Consider the following 18,560-nt stretch of genomic DNA (forward strand, 5'->3'; position numbering starts at 1 on the left):
TAGAAAAAGTATTGCTATTTTAAGCATAAATAGCTAACTCATAAAATCCTTTACTGTTTTTAGCTGCCCTGTACATACCTGCACTGTTAAATTCCATGGCTATATTGCCGTGAGCATCCACACCAATCATCCCTCCCTCTCCTTTCATGGCTACTAATTTTTTATGCACCACTTCATGCATGGCTTCCTGAAGCGAAAAGCCTTTGTATTCGATTAAACAACTTACATCATGTGCAGCAACTGCACGAATAAACAATTCTCCATGCCCAGTGCAACTAATACCACAAGTTGCATTATTGGCGTAAGTTCCTGCACCAATAACAGGACTATCGCCAATACGACCATATTTTTTATTAGTCATTCCACCTGTACTGGTAGCAGCAGCAATATTGCCATTGGCATCACAAGCTACTGCACCAACGGTACCAAATTTCTTATCTCTTAACAATTCTTCTAAATGATGGTTGGTATGATCTAAAGAGTAGTTATCACTATCTCGAATGGCCTTCCATTGTTCATACCGAAAGGGGGAGAAAAAATATTCATCGGGTTCTAATTTAACGCCTTGTTTAATCGCAAAATCGTTAGCGCCCTTTCCACTTAAAAAAACGTGATTGCTATGCTGCATTACTTCAGTGGCAAGTACTATCGGATTTCTTACATTACGTACACCCGCAACAGCACCGGCATTTAAAGTAGTGCCATCCATGATGGCTGCATCCATTTCCTGAACGCCTTTCTTTGTAAAAACCGCACCTCTTCCTGCATTAAACAAAACATTGTCTTCTAATAAAACAATGGCGGCTTTAACCGCATTAATGGCACTGCCGCCATTTTCAAGTACTGCATAACCAGCCTCCAATGCTGCAGCCAGTCCATCTTCATATGCCTGTTCTAATTCGGGGGTCATATCTTCTTTTAGAATAGTGCCGGCACCCCCATGTATTACCAATGCGTAAATTGACATACTTGTAGAATTTCAACCCGAAATTATACAAATCAACGAAGTAGAATTTTGAAATATATTTACAGAATGATGAAGAACATGCAATGTATTTGCCAGTTTGTTGAACAAAGCTATGAAAGCAGGATGTTGCATTCTTTCAATAATTTTTCTTTTTGAATAGCAGCGGTACCCACTTCTTCACAAACCAACCCACCGGCAATATTTGCCATGTCAGCTGCCAGTGCAATTTGATAGGTTGCTGCATATACCAGCGAGGCTACAGCAATTACGGTATCGCCGGCACCGCTAACATCTGCAATGTTTCGCACATGTGTAGGAATAATTTTAGATTCATTCCCATATTGATAAAAAACCCCTTTTTCGGAAAGTGTAATCAGTGAAATTTTGTGTGCTAAAATATTGGCTAATTCGGCATGTATTTTCTCCAAAACAGATTGGTTCACTTCTTCCAACAATAGGTTAAGCCCTTCTTTTACCTCTTTTAAATTAGGTTTAAAAATATCTACCCCTTTGAAGGATAAGAAGTTTTTCTTTTTAGGATCTACTGCTGTAAGCACATTATACTGCTTACAAAGTGCAATTGTTTTTTGAATAATTTTTGGAGTAAGTACTCCTTTGTTGTAATCTTCAAAAATGAGCACATTGGGTTGATGCTGCATAAAGTATTGCTCTACATTATGCAATAAAGCATTTTCAGTTGTTTCATCAATATCAGTAGCTACCTCGCAATCTAACCGCAGCATTTGCTGATTACGGCTCATAATCCTGGTTTTATTGGTGGTAACCCGATTAGGTGCTGTTATAATAAAGCCGGTATCAATCCCATTTTGACTGAGCAAACCGGTTAACAGTTTGCCATCATCATCATTGCCAATTACAGATAAAATTGTGGTGGGTGCACCCAGAGAAATGGTATTTAAAGCTACATTACCAGCACCACCAATACGCAATTCTCTTTTATCTAATGCTACAACAGGTACCGGTGCTTCAGGAGAAATACGATCTACATGACCCCACCAATAACTATCTAACATTATATCGCCAATTACGGCTACTTTAATTTCTGTAAAACGATGAAATAGTGCTTCGAAATTCATTTATTGATGCTTTGACTTTGTTGCGAGTGCAAGATAATACAAAGGAATACCTAAGAGTGCAAAAATTAATCCCGGCCAGGTATATTCTGGTTTATAAATAATTAATAGTGTACAAAAAGTTAATCCCATTATGATATATAATGCAGGTAAAACCGGGTACCCAAATGCACGGTAAGGCCTTTCTGCCGCAGGCATTTTTTTTCTGAGAATGAAAATGCCGATAATGGTTAACACATAAAAAATTACAACAACAAAAGAAACCATATCTAATAAATCGCCATACTTTCCGCTTAAGCATAGTATAGAAGCCATAGCACATTGTATCCATAATGCAAATTCGGGAACGGCTTTTTTGTTTAGCTGTGCTGTTTGTTTAAAAAACAAACCATCATTGGCCATTGTATAATAAACTCTTGCACCTGCCAAAATTAATCCGTTATTACAACCAAAAGTTGAAATCATAATCATCACTGCAATAATGATAGTTCCTATATTACCGAAAATAACATGAGAGACAGCTACAGCAACCCGATCGTTTGCTGCTGAGGCAATGCTTTGCATGGGCAATAATCCGGTGTAAACAATATTGGTAGACACATAAACGATGGTTACCAACAAAGTTCCAAGAAATAGGCTTAAACCTATGTTCCGTTTAGGGTTTTTAATTTCCCCCGCAATAAAGGTTACATTGTTCCAGGCATCACTACTAAAAATGGAGCCTACCATGGCTGCGGCTATGGCACCCATTGCAGCGGCCATTCCGTAAGATTGGTATGAACCATCTTTGTTGAGGCGTTGCAAATACCATGCATTTTCAGTCCAGTTCTTGTGCCAAACTTCAGGTTGTAAGGCCATCCATCCAAAAACAATTAAACCAAACAAACTCAGTAATTTGGTTAAGGTAAAAGTTGTTTGAATGAATTTGCCGCTTTTAATGCCACGGGTATTGATATAAGTTAAAAGTACAATGATGGCAATTGATAAAATTTGTGCGGGAGAAATGTGTAATGAACCGATGCTAAATAACACTATATCATCACCTACCTGCGGAATAAGATAAGCCGTGAATTTGGCAAATGCCACCCCAACGGCTGCAATGGTACCTGTTTGAATAATGGCAAAAAAACTCCATCCGTACAGGAATCCAATTAAAGGGTTGTAGGCTTCTTTTAGATAAACATATTGCCCGCCCGCCTTTGGGAACATACCACTTAATTCACCATAACTTACTGCAGCAATTAAAGTCATTAACCCGGTCAGTAACCAAACAACAATTAACCATCCGGCAGAACCTACATTTCGGGTAATATCTGCACTCACAATAAAAATACCGGAACCAATCATACTACCGGCTACAATCATGGTAGCATCTAATAAGCCTAAAGAGGGTTTAAAGGAGGTTGTACTCATAAAAAAAGTCCCTTATTGCATTTGGGACTTGAAGATAATGATTTGATGGTAAAAATTATTTTTTCTGACGATATTGTTCATTCAATCCTTTTACAATATCAGCAGTTATATTATAAGCTGTATCTTTATAATACATCATATCAGGTACATTTGAAAAAATATATGCATAACCTTTACTTTGATTATACTCTTTCAGGTAATCTTCAATTCGTTTTTTTACATCCTGTAACTTCTTGAAACTTTCATCCTGCATTTCCTGTTCCATTACCTGCCGCTTGTTTTTAAGATTTTTATCTAAATCCATAATTTCCTGTTGCCTGCTTGCTATCTCGGCCTGGCTTAATGCGTTCCCATTTTTTTGTAAATCCTGGTATTTATTGCGTAATGAATTCTCTAAACCCGATAATTCTTTGCCCATTTCCTGATCTTTGGCCATTAATGCACTTCTTACTTCTTTCAATAGAACATATTGATTTTGCAATGAATCCATTTCAAAATAAGCTATTTTAAAACCATTGGCGGGCACGGCTGTATATGAATTTGAAACAGTTGTTATAAGATGATTTTTTTCAGTAAAATGTGCATACAATAAATAAGCAACTGCAAGTACTAAGATAGCATTAATGATAAGTAGAACATTCTTCATATTACAATTTTAATTAAATTAATTTTTTCATCAAATGTGCATAATAATGCCGGAAAATAATTGTAGGGGCATTCCATAAATGCATTTCTACAGAAATTGCAACGAATATACAGGCAATTAAAATATTTAAGAAAATTAGCAGTTACTTTTAAAAATTAATTAGGATTTAACGAACAAAAAAGCCTGCAATATTGAATCATCTCAAAAATTACAGGCTTATTATATATAAATTACAGAAACCGATAATGAATTAGATAAAGTTTATTCATCCTCATCAAAATTCATAGCTTCTCTTGCGGTAGTTAATACATCAAAGTCTTCTTTACTGCCCACAATTAAATTTTCAAATTCGCGCTGTCCGGTACCGGCAGGTATTAAATGACCGGTAATTACGTTTTCTTTCAACCCAATCATTAAATCGGTTTTACCCTGAATGGCAGCCTGACTTAAAACTTTGGTGGTTTCCTGGAATGAAGCAGCTGAAATCCAGCTTTTCACGCCCAGAGAAGCTTTGGTAATACCTAATAATACCGGTGTAGCAGTGGCTGGTTTTGCATCGCGAACCTCCACCAACTTTTTATCTGCACGGCGAAGGATAGAGTTTTCCTCTCTCAATTCACGCAGTGTAACAATTTGTCCGGCTCTTAATTTGGTACTTTCACCCGGGTCTGTAACTACTTTCTTATCGAAGATGCGGTCATTTTCTTCTATAAATTCAAACCTGTCTTCTAAATCTTCTTCTAAGAACTTTGTATCACCTGCATCTACAATTTCTACTTTCTTCATCATTTGGCGAACGATTACTTCAATGTGTTTATCATTAATATCCACACCTTGTAAACGGTACACTTCCTGAATTTCATTTACAATGTATTCCTGAACTGCAAATGGTCCTTTGATGGTTAAAATATCATAAGGTGCAATTTGTCCGTCAGAAAGGGGTGCGCCTGCTTTTACAAAGTCGCCATCCTGTACTAAAATCTGGCGGGTTAATGGTACCAGATATTTCTTCACAATACCATCTTTTGCTTCTACAATGATTTCACGGTTACCGCGTTTTACGTTACCAAATGCTACCACTCCATCTATTTCACAAACAATTGCAGGATTACCCGGATTTCTTGCTTCGAATAATTCTGTTACCCTTGGCAAACCACCGGTAATATCTCTTAATTTTCCTAATACACGTGGTATTTTTACCAGTACCTGACCTGCTTTTACCTCTTCACCTTCTTCTATGGAAATATGGCTACCAACAGGTAAATTGTATTGACGCGTATCTTTACCTTCTACAATAATGGTAGGAATTTTGGTTTTATCTTTCGATTCAATAACCACTTTTTCGCGGTGGCCGGTTTGTTCGTCGGCTTCATCCCGATAAGTGTAACCATCAATAATATTTTCGAATTTAATTACCCCATTTTGTTCGGCAACAATTACGTTGTTAAATGGATCCCAGGTACAAATAATTTCACCTTTTTTCACCTGCTGACCATCTTTTACTATTAAAGTAGAACCATAAGGTATATTGTTGGTAATGAGTAAACGATCATTTTTTTCATCCATTAAACGCATTTCGCCGGTACGTCCAATTACAATATTCACTTTATTTCCTTCATTGTTTAAAGTGCTTACTGTTCTTAAACCATCAAAACGAACGGTACCATCAAATTTTGCCAATAAAGAAGATTCAATGGATGAGCTACCCGCAACACCACCTACGTGGAACGTACGAAGGGTTAACTGTGTACCGGGTTCACCAATTGACTGGGCAGCAATGATACCTACAGAATCGCCACGTTGTGCAATGTAACCTGTTGCCAGGTTTTTACCGTAGCATCTTACACATACGCCTTTCTTAGCCTCGCAGGTTAATACGGAGCGAATTTCTACGCTGTCTATTCCGGAATCTTCAATTTGTTTGGCCACATCATGGCTAATTTCTTCGCCTGCTTTTATAATCAATTCTTCAGTAACAGGATGCAACACATCGTGTAACGAAGTTCTACCTTCAATTCTATCTGATAATGGTTCAATAATATCTTCATTATCTTTTAATGCACTGATTGATATACCTCTTAAAGTTCCGCAATCATCTTCAGCTATTACCACATCCTGCGCCACGTCAACCAATCTGCGGGTCAAGTAACCGGCATCAGCAGTTTTAAGAGCGGTATCGGCTAAACCTTTACGGGCACCATGGGTAGAAATGAAGTAGTCTAATACGTTCAAACCTCCTTTAAAGTTAGACAGAATGGGGTTTTCAATAACTTCACTACCTGAGCTGCCACTTTTACGGGGTTTTGCCATCAATCCACGAATACCCACCAACTGTTTTACCTGTGTTTTTGAACCACGGGCACCGGAATCAAGCATCATGAAAACAGAATTAAACCCTTGCTTATCAGTAGCCATTTCACGAATAAGGGTTTCAGTAATCCGCATATCTACACGGCCACAAATATCAATTACCTGGTTATAGCGTTCGTTATTGGTAATTAAACCCATATTATAACTTTCACGCACCTCATCTACTTCGGCTTTGGCACTTTCCAACAACTGGTCTCTTATTTCAGGTACAATCAGGTCGTTTACACTAAAGCTTAAACCTCCTTTAAAGGCCATGCGGAAACCAAGTGTTTTAATATCATCCAAGAACTTAGCTGTTTTTGGAATATTTGTTATTTTAATGATATTACCAATAATTTCCCGCAGGCTTTTTTTGGTTAATAACGCATTAATGTAACCTACCTCTTCCGGTACAAACTGATTGAATAAAACACGACCAACGGTAGTATCGATAATTTTCTTTTCTAATTTACCATCTGGATTGCGAACATGGGTTCGTAGTTTAATATTGGCATGCAAGTCAACACGTTTTTCGTTGTATGCAATAATTACTTCATCCATGTTGTAAAAAGTTTTTCCTTCACCTTTTACAATTTCAGTTTCTGTGCTCTTTTTACCTTTTGTGATGTAGTACAAACCAAGCACCATGTCCTGAGATGGAAGGGTAATGGCAGTACCATTTTGAGGGTTTAAAATATTGTGAGATGAGAGCATTAATAATTGTGCTTCCAGAATAGCAGCGCTACTTAATGGAACGTGCACAGCCATTTGGTCACCATCAAAGTCGGCGTTGAAAGCAGATGTTACCAACGGATGCAACTGTATGGCTTTTCCTTCAACTAAACGAGGCTGGAAGGCCTGAATGGATAAACGGTGCAATGTTGGGGCCCTGTTCAACAAAACAGGGTGCCCTTTCAGTATATTCTCAAGAATATCCCAAATAATAGCTTCTTTTTTATCAACTAATTTTTTGGCCGATTTTACCGTTTTAACAATACCTCTTTCAATGAGTTTACGAATAATAAACGGTTTAAATAATTCAGCAGCCATATCTTTTGGCAAACCACATTCGTGCATTTTTAATTCAGGACCTACTACAATTACAGAACGTCCGGAATAGTCAACACGCTTACCTAATAAGTTTTGACGGAAACGGCCTTGTTTTCCTTTTAAAACATCACTCAATGATTTTAAAGCACGGCCTCCTTCTGCTTTAACGGCATTAGATTTTCGGCTATTATCAAAAAGTGAGTCAATGGCTTCCTGCAGCATTCTTTTTTCATTACGAAGAATTACTTCAGGTGCTTTAATTTCCAATAATCTTTTTAACCGGTTGTTACGGATAATAACACGACGATATAAATCATTTAAATCGGAAGATGCAAAACGACCACCATCCAAAGGCACCAATGGCCTTAATTCGGGAGGTATGACAGGTATATATTGCATCACCATCCACTCGGGGCGGTTATTAATTCTTGAATTGGCATCTCTGAATGCTTCTACAACACTCAATCTTTTTAAAGCATCGGCTTTTCTTTGTTGCGATGTTTCATTGGCGGCAGCATTGCGGAGCGAAAAACTTAATTCATCTAAATCTAAGCGCGCCAATAAATCACTTACTGCCTCAGCGCCCATTTTAGCAATGAATTTATTGGGATCTTCATCAGGCAGCATTTGATTTTCTTTGGGCAATGCATCAATAATATCTAAATATTCTTCCTCAGATAATAAATCGCCTGCAGAAAGACTTTCTTTAATACCTCCCTGAATTACCACATATCTTTCATAATAAACAATGCTTTCTAACTTTTTAGAGCTCATCCCCAACAAATAACCAATTTTATTGGGTAAACTTTTAAAATACCAGATATGCACTACAGGTACCACTAATTTAATGTGGCCCATACGTTCGCGGCGTACTTTTTTCTCGGTTACTTCTACCCCACATCTGTCGCATACAATACCTTTATATCGAATACGCTTGTATTTTCCACAAGCGCACTCATAATCCTTTACCGGTCCAAAAATTCTTTCGCAAAATAAACCATCTCTTTCAGGTTTATAGGTACGATAGTTAATGGTTTCGGGCTTTAACACTTCACCAAAACTTTTTTCCAAAATTGAATCCGGAGAAGCAAGACTAATGGTAATGGTTGAAAAGGTTGATTTCGGACGATTGTCTCTTTTGATGGCCATAGTACTATTTGCAATTTATTTAATTCCAGACGTTGAAATACCCCATTCTACAATAAAAAAAGCGGACAAAACAGCCATGCAGACTGCATTTACCCACTACGGCGTTAATTTTTTATGTAAAAAGAATTGGAATACTTCAAAATCATTAAGGGGGCAAAGGTAAGGACTGCTTTTTAAATAGAAAAAAGAAACCCTTAAAAATTTGGTTTTGAAAGATTTTGACAATTAAATGTGGCAAAAATCTCCTTTTTTAAATTGCTGTTTGCATGGGTACCACATTTTTTATTAGAAAATTTAGTATCCACAATTTTTTCTACACTTTTTATCGGGATTATGAAGTATAAAAGCGTAAACATGATGAAAATCAGTATTTAAGCCAATTCATCAGGATATTTTTGTTTTTGAGCCCATTTAGCATGAACCTAACCATTAACGATAACAAAAATATTCAAACCCTGCAGTCGGAGTTTAATGCAATGTTCCCCTTTTTACGTTTAATGCTTACAAAAGCACAAACTGAAGGAGAAACATCCAGAAATATATCAGTGAAACAACCTTTTGATGAACATACAACCCTGCTTGCGTATAAAATTGCTTCGGATGCTGCCCCAATCACCATTTATCCTGAAATGACTGTTGCCGAACTGGAACACCAATTTGTACAGCAATATGGACTTGAACCCATTATTCTGCGAAAATCTGGTAAAGTTTGGATTGAAACCTCTATTACAGATGATTGGACCTTGGAAGAACAAAACACCCAGGGTGAATTAATTACCAGACAAATGAATGAGCGAAACAAACCCTCATAAACCGCTTAATTTCGCAAAGCCAATAATTTGGGATAATTTAAAATGGTAATTTTACTGGATTGAATTTCGATCAATTTTTCATCTTTTAAATCGCTGAGGGTTCTGATGGTGCTTTCAGTAGCAATGCCGGCTATGTTTGCCAAATCTTCTCTTGAAATTTGCATACTAAAGTTCTCGCCGGGTTTTTGTTGATATTTTTCCTGTAATGTTAATAATGCATCGGCTACTTTTTTACGGGCTGAATTGTAAGCCAATTTCAACAACTGCTCTTCCCGTTGTTGTACCTGATTAGAAAGCATTTGAATGAATTTTCTGGAAACCTCCGCATTTTTATACACCAGTTCATAAAAATCTGCCTTAGGTACCATACAAACCTGTGCATCTTCCAGCACTACTGCACTATCTGCGTGCTTTGCATCCTCCAACAAAGCTATATACCCAAAATAATCACCATCTTTATACAGGCCGGTAATTAATTCTTTTCCATCATCGTTGGTTTTACAGGTTTTTATTTTACCGCTTACCAATAAGTAAAGCCCTTTTGGAAAACTTCCTTCTTTATAAATTTCTTCTTTCCTTTTATAAGAGCGTAATTCATTCTCTTCCGATAACCTTTTTAAACTATCAAACCCCCTTGCTGTTTGAATAAAATTGTTTAACCCCTCTACATTATTGGCATATTCCTGTTTAATTAAATCAGATTTTTTTAACCGACTTTCAATGGCATTTAACAATTCAATATCATCGAAGGGTTTGGTTAAATAATCATCGGCTCCCATTTCCATGCCTTTTCTAAAATCAGTTCGCTCGGCCTTGGCTGTTAAAAAAATGAAGGGTATGGCACTGGTTTTTTTATTTTTAGAAAGCAGGTGTAAAACGCCATACCCATCTAAAACCGGCATCATAATATCACATATTATTAAATCAAAATGTTCTTCCTCCGCCAAAGCAACACCTTCTTTTCCATTTTTTGCAGTTTTAACTGTATAATTAGCCAATTGCAAAATTTCAGCTGTATTTTCCCGCATATCGGGGTTATCTTCAATCAATAAAATTTTTTTACTCATTTTCTATAGTATTTGGTATAACAATGGTAAATGTGGTTCCATGTTCTATTTGGCTCTCAAAGGTAATATTACCTTGCATTAATTCTACATATCTGGCAATGATATTCAAACCTAAACCCGTACCCTGAATATTGGTGGCATTTTGAGCCCTGAAAAAACGGCCAAATAAATTGGGTTGATCTTCTTCGGGTATACCCATGCCTTCATCTTTTACAACAATTGTCATGGCTGAATCGGTAATGGATAATGACAAATAAATATTTGTTTTTGCAGGTGAAAATTTAATGGCATTGGAAAGCAAATTCATGATGATGGTAGTAAAAATGTTTTGATCAATATATCCCAGCTCCTGCCCCTGATGCTGAAAATGTATTTGTTGTCCGGTTTTCAGAATGGGCCGAATTTCCTGAATAATGTGTTGAGAACACTGGGTCAAGTTAATCCAGTCTTTTTGAATGATAATTTTTCCTTCTTCAATTTTACTGATGGAGAGCATATCATTTAAAATGTCTGTCATGTGATTGATGGCCGTTTTAATGCGCATGATATGTCTTTGCTGATTTTCCCTGTCGTTTAAAGTGCCATATTTTTCAACTAAATTGAGTGAGGATAAAATGGTCGCCAATGGAGTTCTGAATTCATGCGATGCCATAGAAACAAAGCGTGATTTTAATTCATTCACTTCTTTTTCTTTTTCTAGTAACTGGCTCAGTTCCGCTCTGGAATGCTCTAATTCATGTAACGCTTCTTCTAAAATTAACGTTCGGTGGCGTACCCTTTTTTCTAATTCAGCAGTTAATTTTTCTAACTCCTCTTTTTGTTTACGCAAAGTGGCCTCCGTTTGTTTGCGTAAAGTATTGTCAATAATAAATGCAATTACAAAATTGCCTTCTGCTGTTTTAAAGGGGCTTAAACTCACTTCTACCGGAAACTCAGAACCATCTTTTCGTAATGCATATAAATCCATACCAATACCCATACTACGGGCATGTGGCTTTTGAGAATACTTGGTTCGGTAATCGTGATGCGTGTGTTCATACCTTTTGGGAATCAGTTGCTCCAACTGCGTGTGCAATAAAGTGCCGGGTTCATAACCAAACAAACGCTCAGCAGCAGGATTGGCCATGGTTAATTTACCTTGCTCATTTACTACAATAATTCCTTCGGTAGCATAAGTAAAAAGCGCACTAAATTCTTCCTTATTGGGCATCGTTATTGGTTTTATAAACAGAATTATTTTTGTGTTTTAATGAGGCAGGAGTTTTTCTGCCCTGCAGAAATTTTTTGCGCCTAACCTCCTGCACCGGAACCCCTTCAATTTTGCTTTCGAGCCAACCTATAATATCCAAATACATAAATGAGCGACTTTCTAACGGATGGCCTTCTAATTGTTCTAATTTTTCTTTTAAACTTTTAAATGCCGGTAATAATTTTTGTGGCGAAAGTGAAAAAGATTTTCGGATAAATTTAAATATCTCTTCTTCAACCGTACTTAAATTTTTCATTTTTGCCATGAACCGGTATACCGATTTTATCAGATATTCCAACAAACTATCATTGCCTAATTCGTAGTGTGCAATCAGGTGCAGCAGGCGGGCATAGCATTGCAAGTCGGTTCGTAAATCAACTTTCCAATTAATAATTTTATTCAAATAATCAATAGCCTGCTCATTATCGCCGCTGCCAAAATATAAACAGGCAATTTTATAATAAAACACCAATGTGCGGTGGCGGTCTAAATGCAGGCGATATTCTTCTAAATGCTGAATAATTTCCGGTACCAGTAGTAACCCTTCTGTAAAAGTACCTTCTAAAAAATGTTTGTTGATGCGAGCCGTATTTAAATACACAAAAGTCTGTATGCGAACATTATCATTAATATTTCCTAAAGTTGATGTCGCAAAAGCTTCAAACCGGGTCAGATACTCATTAAATTTTTCAAAATTATTTAAATTAAACTGGGCGCCCAGTAAATTATGCATACCGCGAATATACTGGCCGGTTTCTATACGCTTCATATATTCATTTTCTTCGAATAATGATACCCATTTTTGGGTGTAGCGATAGTACATCAGCAAATCTTGCAGAATAAATCCATACCAGCAATACGATTGATAGAGGTATAATTTTTCATAAAACCCAAGTTGCGCTGCATTACAGGCAGGTAAATTGGATTCAAAAAAAACTTTAACCGCATGCACATCTCTTTTATCTCTGGCATGGCCATTTTGAATATACCAACTATACAACTCCAATGCCAGGTTGGATAGTTTGCCGGTTAAATAAAGTTGTTGATGAACCGCATCAGATTCTGCACTCAATGCTTCTGCCCGGTTTTCCATACTTCGGGTAATGTGCATTGATTCAATTTTCTTCTCGAATTGAATGGCCAGCAACTGATAGGCATGTTGCTGTTGAGTGGCTGCCGTTTCTTTTAATTTTTCAAGCAGTTTTAAACTTTGCAGGTAAAGCCCTTTGTTGTATAATATCCGGGCAAAATCTAACTGTTCATGAGCGTACATATCAATATTATCCGCCTGTTGAATCAACCGCAGGCTTGATAATAGTTCGCGGTATAAATGTGCCTTAATATTGGAAAGTTGTTGTTTTTTGATACCGGGATTTTTTTGCAGTAACTGCCCTTCATCATAATCTTTCATCTTATCCAAAGCATCAAATAACTGCACTATTTTCAAATCTTCGCCCGATGCATTCCGTTTTACATATAATTTAAAATTACGTTTTTCGCCTTTTTCAAGCGACTTAATAAGCTGGAACAGCATGTCGGTACTTCGGTTAGGCATCGTAATTATATGAATTGAAAATGTTTACCGGTAAAGGGTTTGGGCAAAATTAGCACAATTTAAGCAGCGTAAAATACACTTCATTTTGTTGCCCAACACCTTTTTATATTGAGTACATTCGATGTTACGTAAAAATACGGCTGGTTTTTCGTATTAAAAGCAATAACCGAATAACAAATTTTACATGAGCCAAAAAGTAAATATATTTGATACTACTCTAAGAGATGGCGAGCAGGTACCCGGTTGTAAACTGAATACTACCGAAAAAATTGAACTGGCTCTGGCCATTGAACAATTGGGTGTTGATGTTATTGAAGCGGGTTTCCCCATTTCTTCGCCCGGCGATTTTTTTTCAGTGCAGGAAATTGCCAAAATAATTACCCGCGCTACCGTTTGTGGTTTAAGCAGAGCAGTTAAAAAAGATATTGAAATAGCGGCAGAAGCATTAAAACATGCCAAAATGCCCCGCATCCACACCGGTATTGGCACATCTGATTACCACATTAAAGGAAAATTCAACTCAACCAGAGAAGATATTTTAGAAAGAGCAGTACAATGCGTGAAGTGGGCAAAAAACTTTGTAGATGATGTTGAATTTTATGCTGAAGATGCAGGCAGAACAGATAATGAATATTTAGCCCGTGTAGTGGAAGCAGTAATTAAAGCAGGCGCCACCGTTATTAATATCCCTGATACCACCGGCTATTGCCTACCCAGCCAGTACGGCGCCAAAATTGCATTCCTGAAAAATAATGTTCCCAATATTGATAAGGCCATTCTCTCCTGCCACTGCCATAACGATCTGGGTTTGGCTACCGCCAATTCGATTGAAGGTGTTATAAATGGCGCCCGACAAATAGAATGTACTATTAATGGTTTAGGCGAAAGAGCAGGAAATACTTCATTAGAAGAAGTAGTGATGATTATACAACAACACAAAGATTTAGGTTTTTATACCAACATACAAAGCCAGCAATTAAATCCCATTAGCCGATTGGTGAGCGATACCATGCGTATGCCGGTACAGCCCAATAAAGCAATAGTAGGTGCCAATGCATTTTCACATTCGTCCGGTATTCATCAGGATGGATTTTTAAAGAGCGCTATTACTTATGAAATCATCAACCCAAAAGATGTGGGTGCAGATATTTCTAAAATTGTGTTAACAGCCAGAAGCGGACGAAGTGCTTTGGCTTATCGGTTAAAAAATTTAGGTTATGAATGCACCCGTAATGATATTGATGCTTTATATGAAAAATTTTTACAAATAGCTGATCAGAAAAAAGAAGTTGGCGATGATGATTTGCATGCAATGGCCAAACAACATCAAAGCATAGTAGCATAGTATGAATGTAGCACCCGCAATACAGGTTCAACATTTACAAATAAAACAATATGGTAAAACCATTTTGCAGGATGTGTTTTTTACTTTAAATAGTGGTGAGCATTTGTTGATTACCGGTGCTGCAGGTGCAGGAAAAACGACATTGGGAAAAGCCATTGCAGGAAAAATTTTTTACAAAGGAAGCATTGACATTAACAATAGCAATCATACACCTGAACAGGCACAAATTGTAATGATTGAAGATACGCATCGGTGGAAAAATTTAACCAACCAATCACAATTTTATTACCAGCAACGCTTCAATAGTTGCGATGCAACAGACAGCATTACTGTTGAAGCCGATTTACTGCAACATTTGCAACAATTTGGTATTTCAGATACAGAAGCACTGTATTTAAATTATTGCCAACAATTTAATTTACTGCACCGCTTACAAACACCACTTATTCAATTATCGAATGGTGAACAAAAAAAACTGCAAATTATTAAAGCACTGCTGCAGCAACCGCAGTTATTGATTGCAGATAATATTATGACCGGATTAGATGTTGCAGCCAAAGAAACCCTGTTACAAATATTGCAACACCTGAGCAGAAATGGAACTACACTGATTTTTATTACTTCCGGAACACTTTGGCCCGATGTTATTACGCATGTATTAACACTTGAATTGAACGGAATTTATGCGTTTTTAAAAAAATCTGAATACCAAATTAAAAATACATATACTACACCGTTACCCAGATTTATGAATGCAACAAAGCCAATTGAAAAACAGACAGCTTTGGCGCATTCAATGATTGAAATAAAAAATACCACCATTCAATATGGTTCAAAAAAAATATTGGATAATATTAACTGGCAGGTTCATAGTGGCGAAAAATGGCTGATTCAAGGACATAATGGTGCCGGCAAATCAACTTTATTAAGCCTAATAACAGGAGATAATCCACAGGCCTATGCCAATCAAATTAAAATATTTGGAAAACAAAGAGGCAAGGGTGAAAGCATTTGGGATATTAAAAAAAGAATTGGCTACATCTCTCCGGAATTACATAAATATTTTGACACAGATATATCCGTTGAAAAAACCATAGCATCGGGCTTTTTTGATACAATGGGTGTATATAAAAAGCTAACGGATGATCAGCAAATTGCAATAAGCGCAATTATGCAACAGTTTCATCTGAACGAATACAGCCAACAAAAACTGGGTGCATTGTCATTGGGTTTACAACGCTGGGTATTATTGGCAAGAGCATTGGTAAAAAATCCGCCTTTATTGATTTTAGATGAACCCTGTCAGGGATTGGATGAAGCACACATTCAACATTTCCTGTCAACCATACAACAAATTGTAGCAACCAATCACACCACTTTAATCTATGTTACACATGTTGAAAATGAAATTCCTGAAGGAATTGATTTTGTGTTACAGCTACAGCAAGGCAAACAATTCATTCATCAACATATAGCTGGCAAAGTATCAACTTCAACAAAGCAACCAGAAACGCTTGAATCCATCATCGGTGAAAACAATTAAAACGGAATGTATGAAAAAAAATATAGTTATTATAAATGGAGACGGAATTGGCCCTGAAGTAACTGCACAGGCTGTTCGTGTATTACAAGCTATTGCAGAAAAATTTAACCATGAATGGCATTTTACCGAATGTTTAATGGGAGCAATAGCCATCGATAAAACAGGGGATCCTTTACCCGATGCAACGATTGAAGCCTGTTTAAACAGTGATGGAATTTTATTTGGTGCAATTGGTGATCCTAAGTATGATAATAATCCCTCAGCAACCGTTCGTCCTGAACAGGGTTTATTGAAATTAAGAAAAGCATTACAGTTGTTTGCAAATGTGCGCCCTGTTACAACGTACCCGTCTTTACATTATCTGTCACCCTTAAAAGAAAAACAATTACAAAACGTTGACTTTGTAATTTACCGCGAATTAACAGGTGGTATTTATTTTGGAAAAAAAGAATTAAACGAGGAAAAAACTCAGGCTATTGACGAATGTATTTATACAACAAATGAAATAGAACGCATTGCCCACATTGCATTTAAAGCTGCAGAACAAAGAAGAAAAAAATTAACATTGGTTGACAAAGCAAATGTGCTGGAAACATCAAGGCTTTGGAGAAAAGTAGTGCAAGATGTTGCTAAAAATTATCCGGAAGTAGAGGTGAACTATTTATTTGTAGATAACGCTGCTATGCAGATCATCCTTAATCCTTCGCAGTTTGATGTAATACTTACAGAAAATATGTTTGGCGATATTTTAAGTGATGAAGCAAGTGTGTTAAGTGGTTCTTTAGGTTTATTACCCTCAGCTTCGTTCGGGCTAAGTATTGCATTATTTGAACCGATTCATGGCTCCTATCCTCAGGCTGCAGGAAAAGATATAGCCAATCCACTCGGTGCTATTCTTTCTGCTGCAATGATGTTAGACTATTTTGATTTACCCAATGAAGCAGCCATCATTCGCGCTGGTGTTAGTTGGACACTCAATAACAAATTTGTTACAAAAGATATAGATCCAATTAATTTTTATTTCACATCAACGATAGGAGAATTAATATGCGATTTTATTGCAAGCAATAACAATTTTGAAGACATCAATCATAAAAATATTGAGTTGCGCAAGTCTACCATTATTTAATGCCAACTTGTTCAACTCAAAAAAAGTTCTTTGTTCTTAAGCATACAACAGGTATATTTGTTCTAAACACAAAAACGTTGAAGAACAAATTTTATAATGCAATTTTTTTTCGTCTGTTTGTATTAACAGCAGCGATAGTTATTGTCATTATTCTGCCTGTCTTTAGAGGGGGGTAAGTTGATTTGTTCTAACCTATAAACAAATTTGACCCGTCTCTAAAAATGGCGGGTTTTTTATTTCATACAACAAAAACAAACACATGTATTACAACGAAAATACTTTTATTTATTTAAATGGCAGCTATGTAAAAGCAGCCGATGCAACTACAGATTTATATGGCCAGACATTGCATTATGGTTATGGTGTTTTTGAGGGAATACGCTCTTATAAAACAATTGCAGGCACAACAAAAATATTTAAGCCCGAAGCCCATTTTCATCGGTTACAACAATCTGCAAAAGCACTAAATCTGCCTTATCATTATACTGTTGAAGAATTAATTGAAGCCACATATAAAGTGTTGGCACTAAATGAATTGCAAGACGCATATATACGTCCGTTAGTATATGCACCTGCCAATATGAGCTTTGTACAAAATACTACTTCATATATTGTTATTGAAGCTTGGAAAATGGAACCATTTTTAGGTGATAAAATGTTACGGGTGGTAACATCTTCTTTTGAAAGACCTAATCCTAAAGCCTTTCACATTCATGCCAAAGCAACCGGCCATTATGTAAATTCCATCTTAGCCAGTCAGGAGGCAAAGCAAAAAGGATACGATGAAGCCTTGTTATTAGATATACATGGTTATGTTGCAGAAGCGCCTGGCGCAAATGTTTTTTTTGAAAAGAACGGCACCCTCTTTACACCAAAATTGGGAAATATTTTACCCGGTATAACCCGTGCAACCGTATTGGAATTGTGCAACGAATTAAACATTCCGGTGAAAGAAATACAATTTAAAATTGAAGATATGTACCATGCAGATGCGGCTTTTTTCTGCGGAACTGCTGCCGAAGTGATTGGTATTGCATCATTAGATGATAAGCCCTTTGTAAAACCCTGGGCCGAAACAATCAGCAAACTCATTCAAACTTCTTATAAAAACTTAATTACTGAAAACAAAAGAACACTTTTAAACGAAGTGTTAGGAACCGAATAATTGATTCACCACTATCATTACACAATT

The 18,560-nt window shown here is 36.7% G+C and carries 13 protein-coding genes; 5 read left to right on the plus strand and 8 right to left on the minus strand.

The window, feature by feature from the left end:
* Positions 1 to 19: 19 nt before the first annotated feature.
* The 5 genes from A0F92_RS12650 to rpoC all read right to left on the minus strand — a co-directional run bounded on the left by A0F92_RS12650 (position 20) and on the right by rpoC (position 8,668).
* Positions 20 to 967 (minus strand): isoaspartyl peptidase/L-asparaginase family protein, encoded by a 948-nt coding sequence (locus A0F92_RS12650; RefSeq protein WP_068246739.1) that lies wholly within the window; start codon positions 965 to 967, stop codon positions 20 to 22.
* Between the two features lie 110 nt (positions 968 to 1,077).
* The gene (locus A0F92_RS12655) at positions 1,078 to 2,064 is read right to left on the minus strand and encodes a bifunctional heptose 7-phosphate kinase/heptose 1-phosphate adenyltransferase (protein ID WP_068246741.1); all 987 of its coding nucleotides are present in this window, start codon (positions 2,062 to 2,064) and stop codon (positions 1,078 to 1,080) included.
* Positions 2,065 to 3,474, minus strand: coding sequence for an APC family permease (locus tag A0F92_RS12660; protein ID WP_068246744.1), 1,410 nt, complete (start codon positions 3,472 to 3,474; stop codon positions 2,065 to 2,067).
* A gap of 55 nt (positions 3,475 to 3,529) precedes the next feature.
* Complete coding sequence (locus A0F92_RS12665; RefSeq protein ID WP_068246746.1) at positions 3,530 to 4,120, minus strand: OmpH family outer membrane protein; 591 nt, start codon at positions 4,118 to 4,120, stop codon at positions 3,530 to 3,532.
* Between the two features lie 261 nt (positions 4,121 to 4,381).
* On the minus strand, positions 4,382 to 8,668 hold the full coding sequence (gene rpoC, locus A0F92_RS12670; protein WP_068246749.1) for a DNA-directed RNA polymerase subunit beta': 4,287 nt from the start codon (positions 8,666 to 8,668) through the stop codon (positions 4,382 to 4,384).
* Positions 8,669 to 9,084: 416 nt separating this feature from the next.
* Here rpoC and A0F92_RS12675 point away from each other — a divergent pair, with 416 nt between their 5' ends.
* Complete coding sequence (locus tag A0F92_RS12675) at positions 9,085 to 9,480, plus strand: hypothetical protein (protein WP_068246752.1); 396 nt, start codon at positions 9,085 to 9,087, stop codon at positions 9,478 to 9,480.
* Between the two features lie 5 nt (positions 9,481 to 9,485).
* Here A0F92_RS12675 and A0F92_RS12680 read toward each other — a convergent pair whose 3' ends face one another.
* Genes A0F92_RS12680 through A0F92_RS12690 form a run of 3 tightly spaced genes read right to left on the minus strand, consistent with a single transcriptional unit; the run spans position 9,486 to position 13,351 of the window.
* Positions 9,486 to 10,547: a response regulator gene (locus A0F92_RS12680; protein ID WP_068246755.1), complete on the minus strand. Its 1,062-nt coding sequence runs from the start codon at positions 10,545 to 10,547 to the stop codon at positions 9,486 to 9,488.
* Positions 10,540 to 11,757: a PAS domain-containing sensor histidine kinase gene (locus A0F92_RS12685; protein ID WP_068246758.1), complete on the minus strand. Its 1,218-nt coding sequence runs from the start codon at positions 11,755 to 11,757 to the stop codon at positions 10,540 to 10,542. The genes A0F92_RS12680 and A0F92_RS12685 overlap by 8 nt, the downstream gene beginning before the upstream one ends.
* On the minus strand, positions 11,747 to 13,351 hold the full coding sequence (locus A0F92_RS12690) for a hypothetical protein (RefSeq protein ID WP_068246760.1): 1,605 nt from the start codon (positions 13,349 to 13,351) through the stop codon (positions 11,747 to 11,749). The genes A0F92_RS12685 and A0F92_RS12690 overlap by 11 nt, the downstream gene beginning before the upstream one ends.
* Before the next feature lie 184 nt (positions 13,352 to 13,535).
* Between A0F92_RS12690 and A0F92_RS12695 the strand changes: the two genes are divergently transcribed.
* The 4 genes from A0F92_RS12695 to A0F92_RS12710 all read left to right on the plus strand — a co-directional run bounded on the left by A0F92_RS12695 (position 13,536) and on the right by A0F92_RS12710 (position 18,533).
* The gene (locus A0F92_RS12695; RefSeq protein WP_167517082.1) at positions 13,536 to 14,696 is read left to right on the plus strand and encodes a 2-isopropylmalate synthase; all 1,161 of its coding nucleotides are present in this window, start codon (positions 13,536 to 13,538) and stop codon (positions 14,694 to 14,696) included.
* Position 14,697: 1 nt separating this feature from the next.
* The gene (locus A0F92_RS12700; RefSeq protein WP_068246763.1) at positions 14,698 to 16,239 is read left to right on the plus strand and encodes an ATP-binding cassette domain-containing protein; all 1,542 of its coding nucleotides are present in this window, start codon (positions 14,698 to 14,700) and stop codon (positions 16,237 to 16,239) included.
* Between the two features lie 10 nt (positions 16,240 to 16,249).
* Positions 16,250 to 17,368, plus strand: coding sequence for a 3-isopropylmalate dehydrogenase (gene leuB / locus A0F92_RS12705; RefSeq protein WP_068247107.1), 1,119 nt, complete (start codon positions 16,250 to 16,252; stop codon positions 17,366 to 17,368).
* 259 nt (positions 17,369 to 17,627) lie between these two features.
* A complete protein-coding gene (locus tag A0F92_RS12710) occupies positions 17,628 to 18,533 on the plus strand; it encodes a branched-chain amino acid transaminase (RefSeq protein WP_068246767.1) in 906 nt (301 codons plus the stop codon).
* The last annotated feature ends 27 nt before the right edge of the window (positions 18,534 to 18,560 follow it).

It is taken from the genome of Hydrotalea flava (genome assembly GCF_001623405.1).
Classification (GTDB): Bacteria; Bacteroidota; Bacteroidia; order Chitinophagales; family Chitinophagaceae; genus Hydrotalea; species Hydrotalea flava.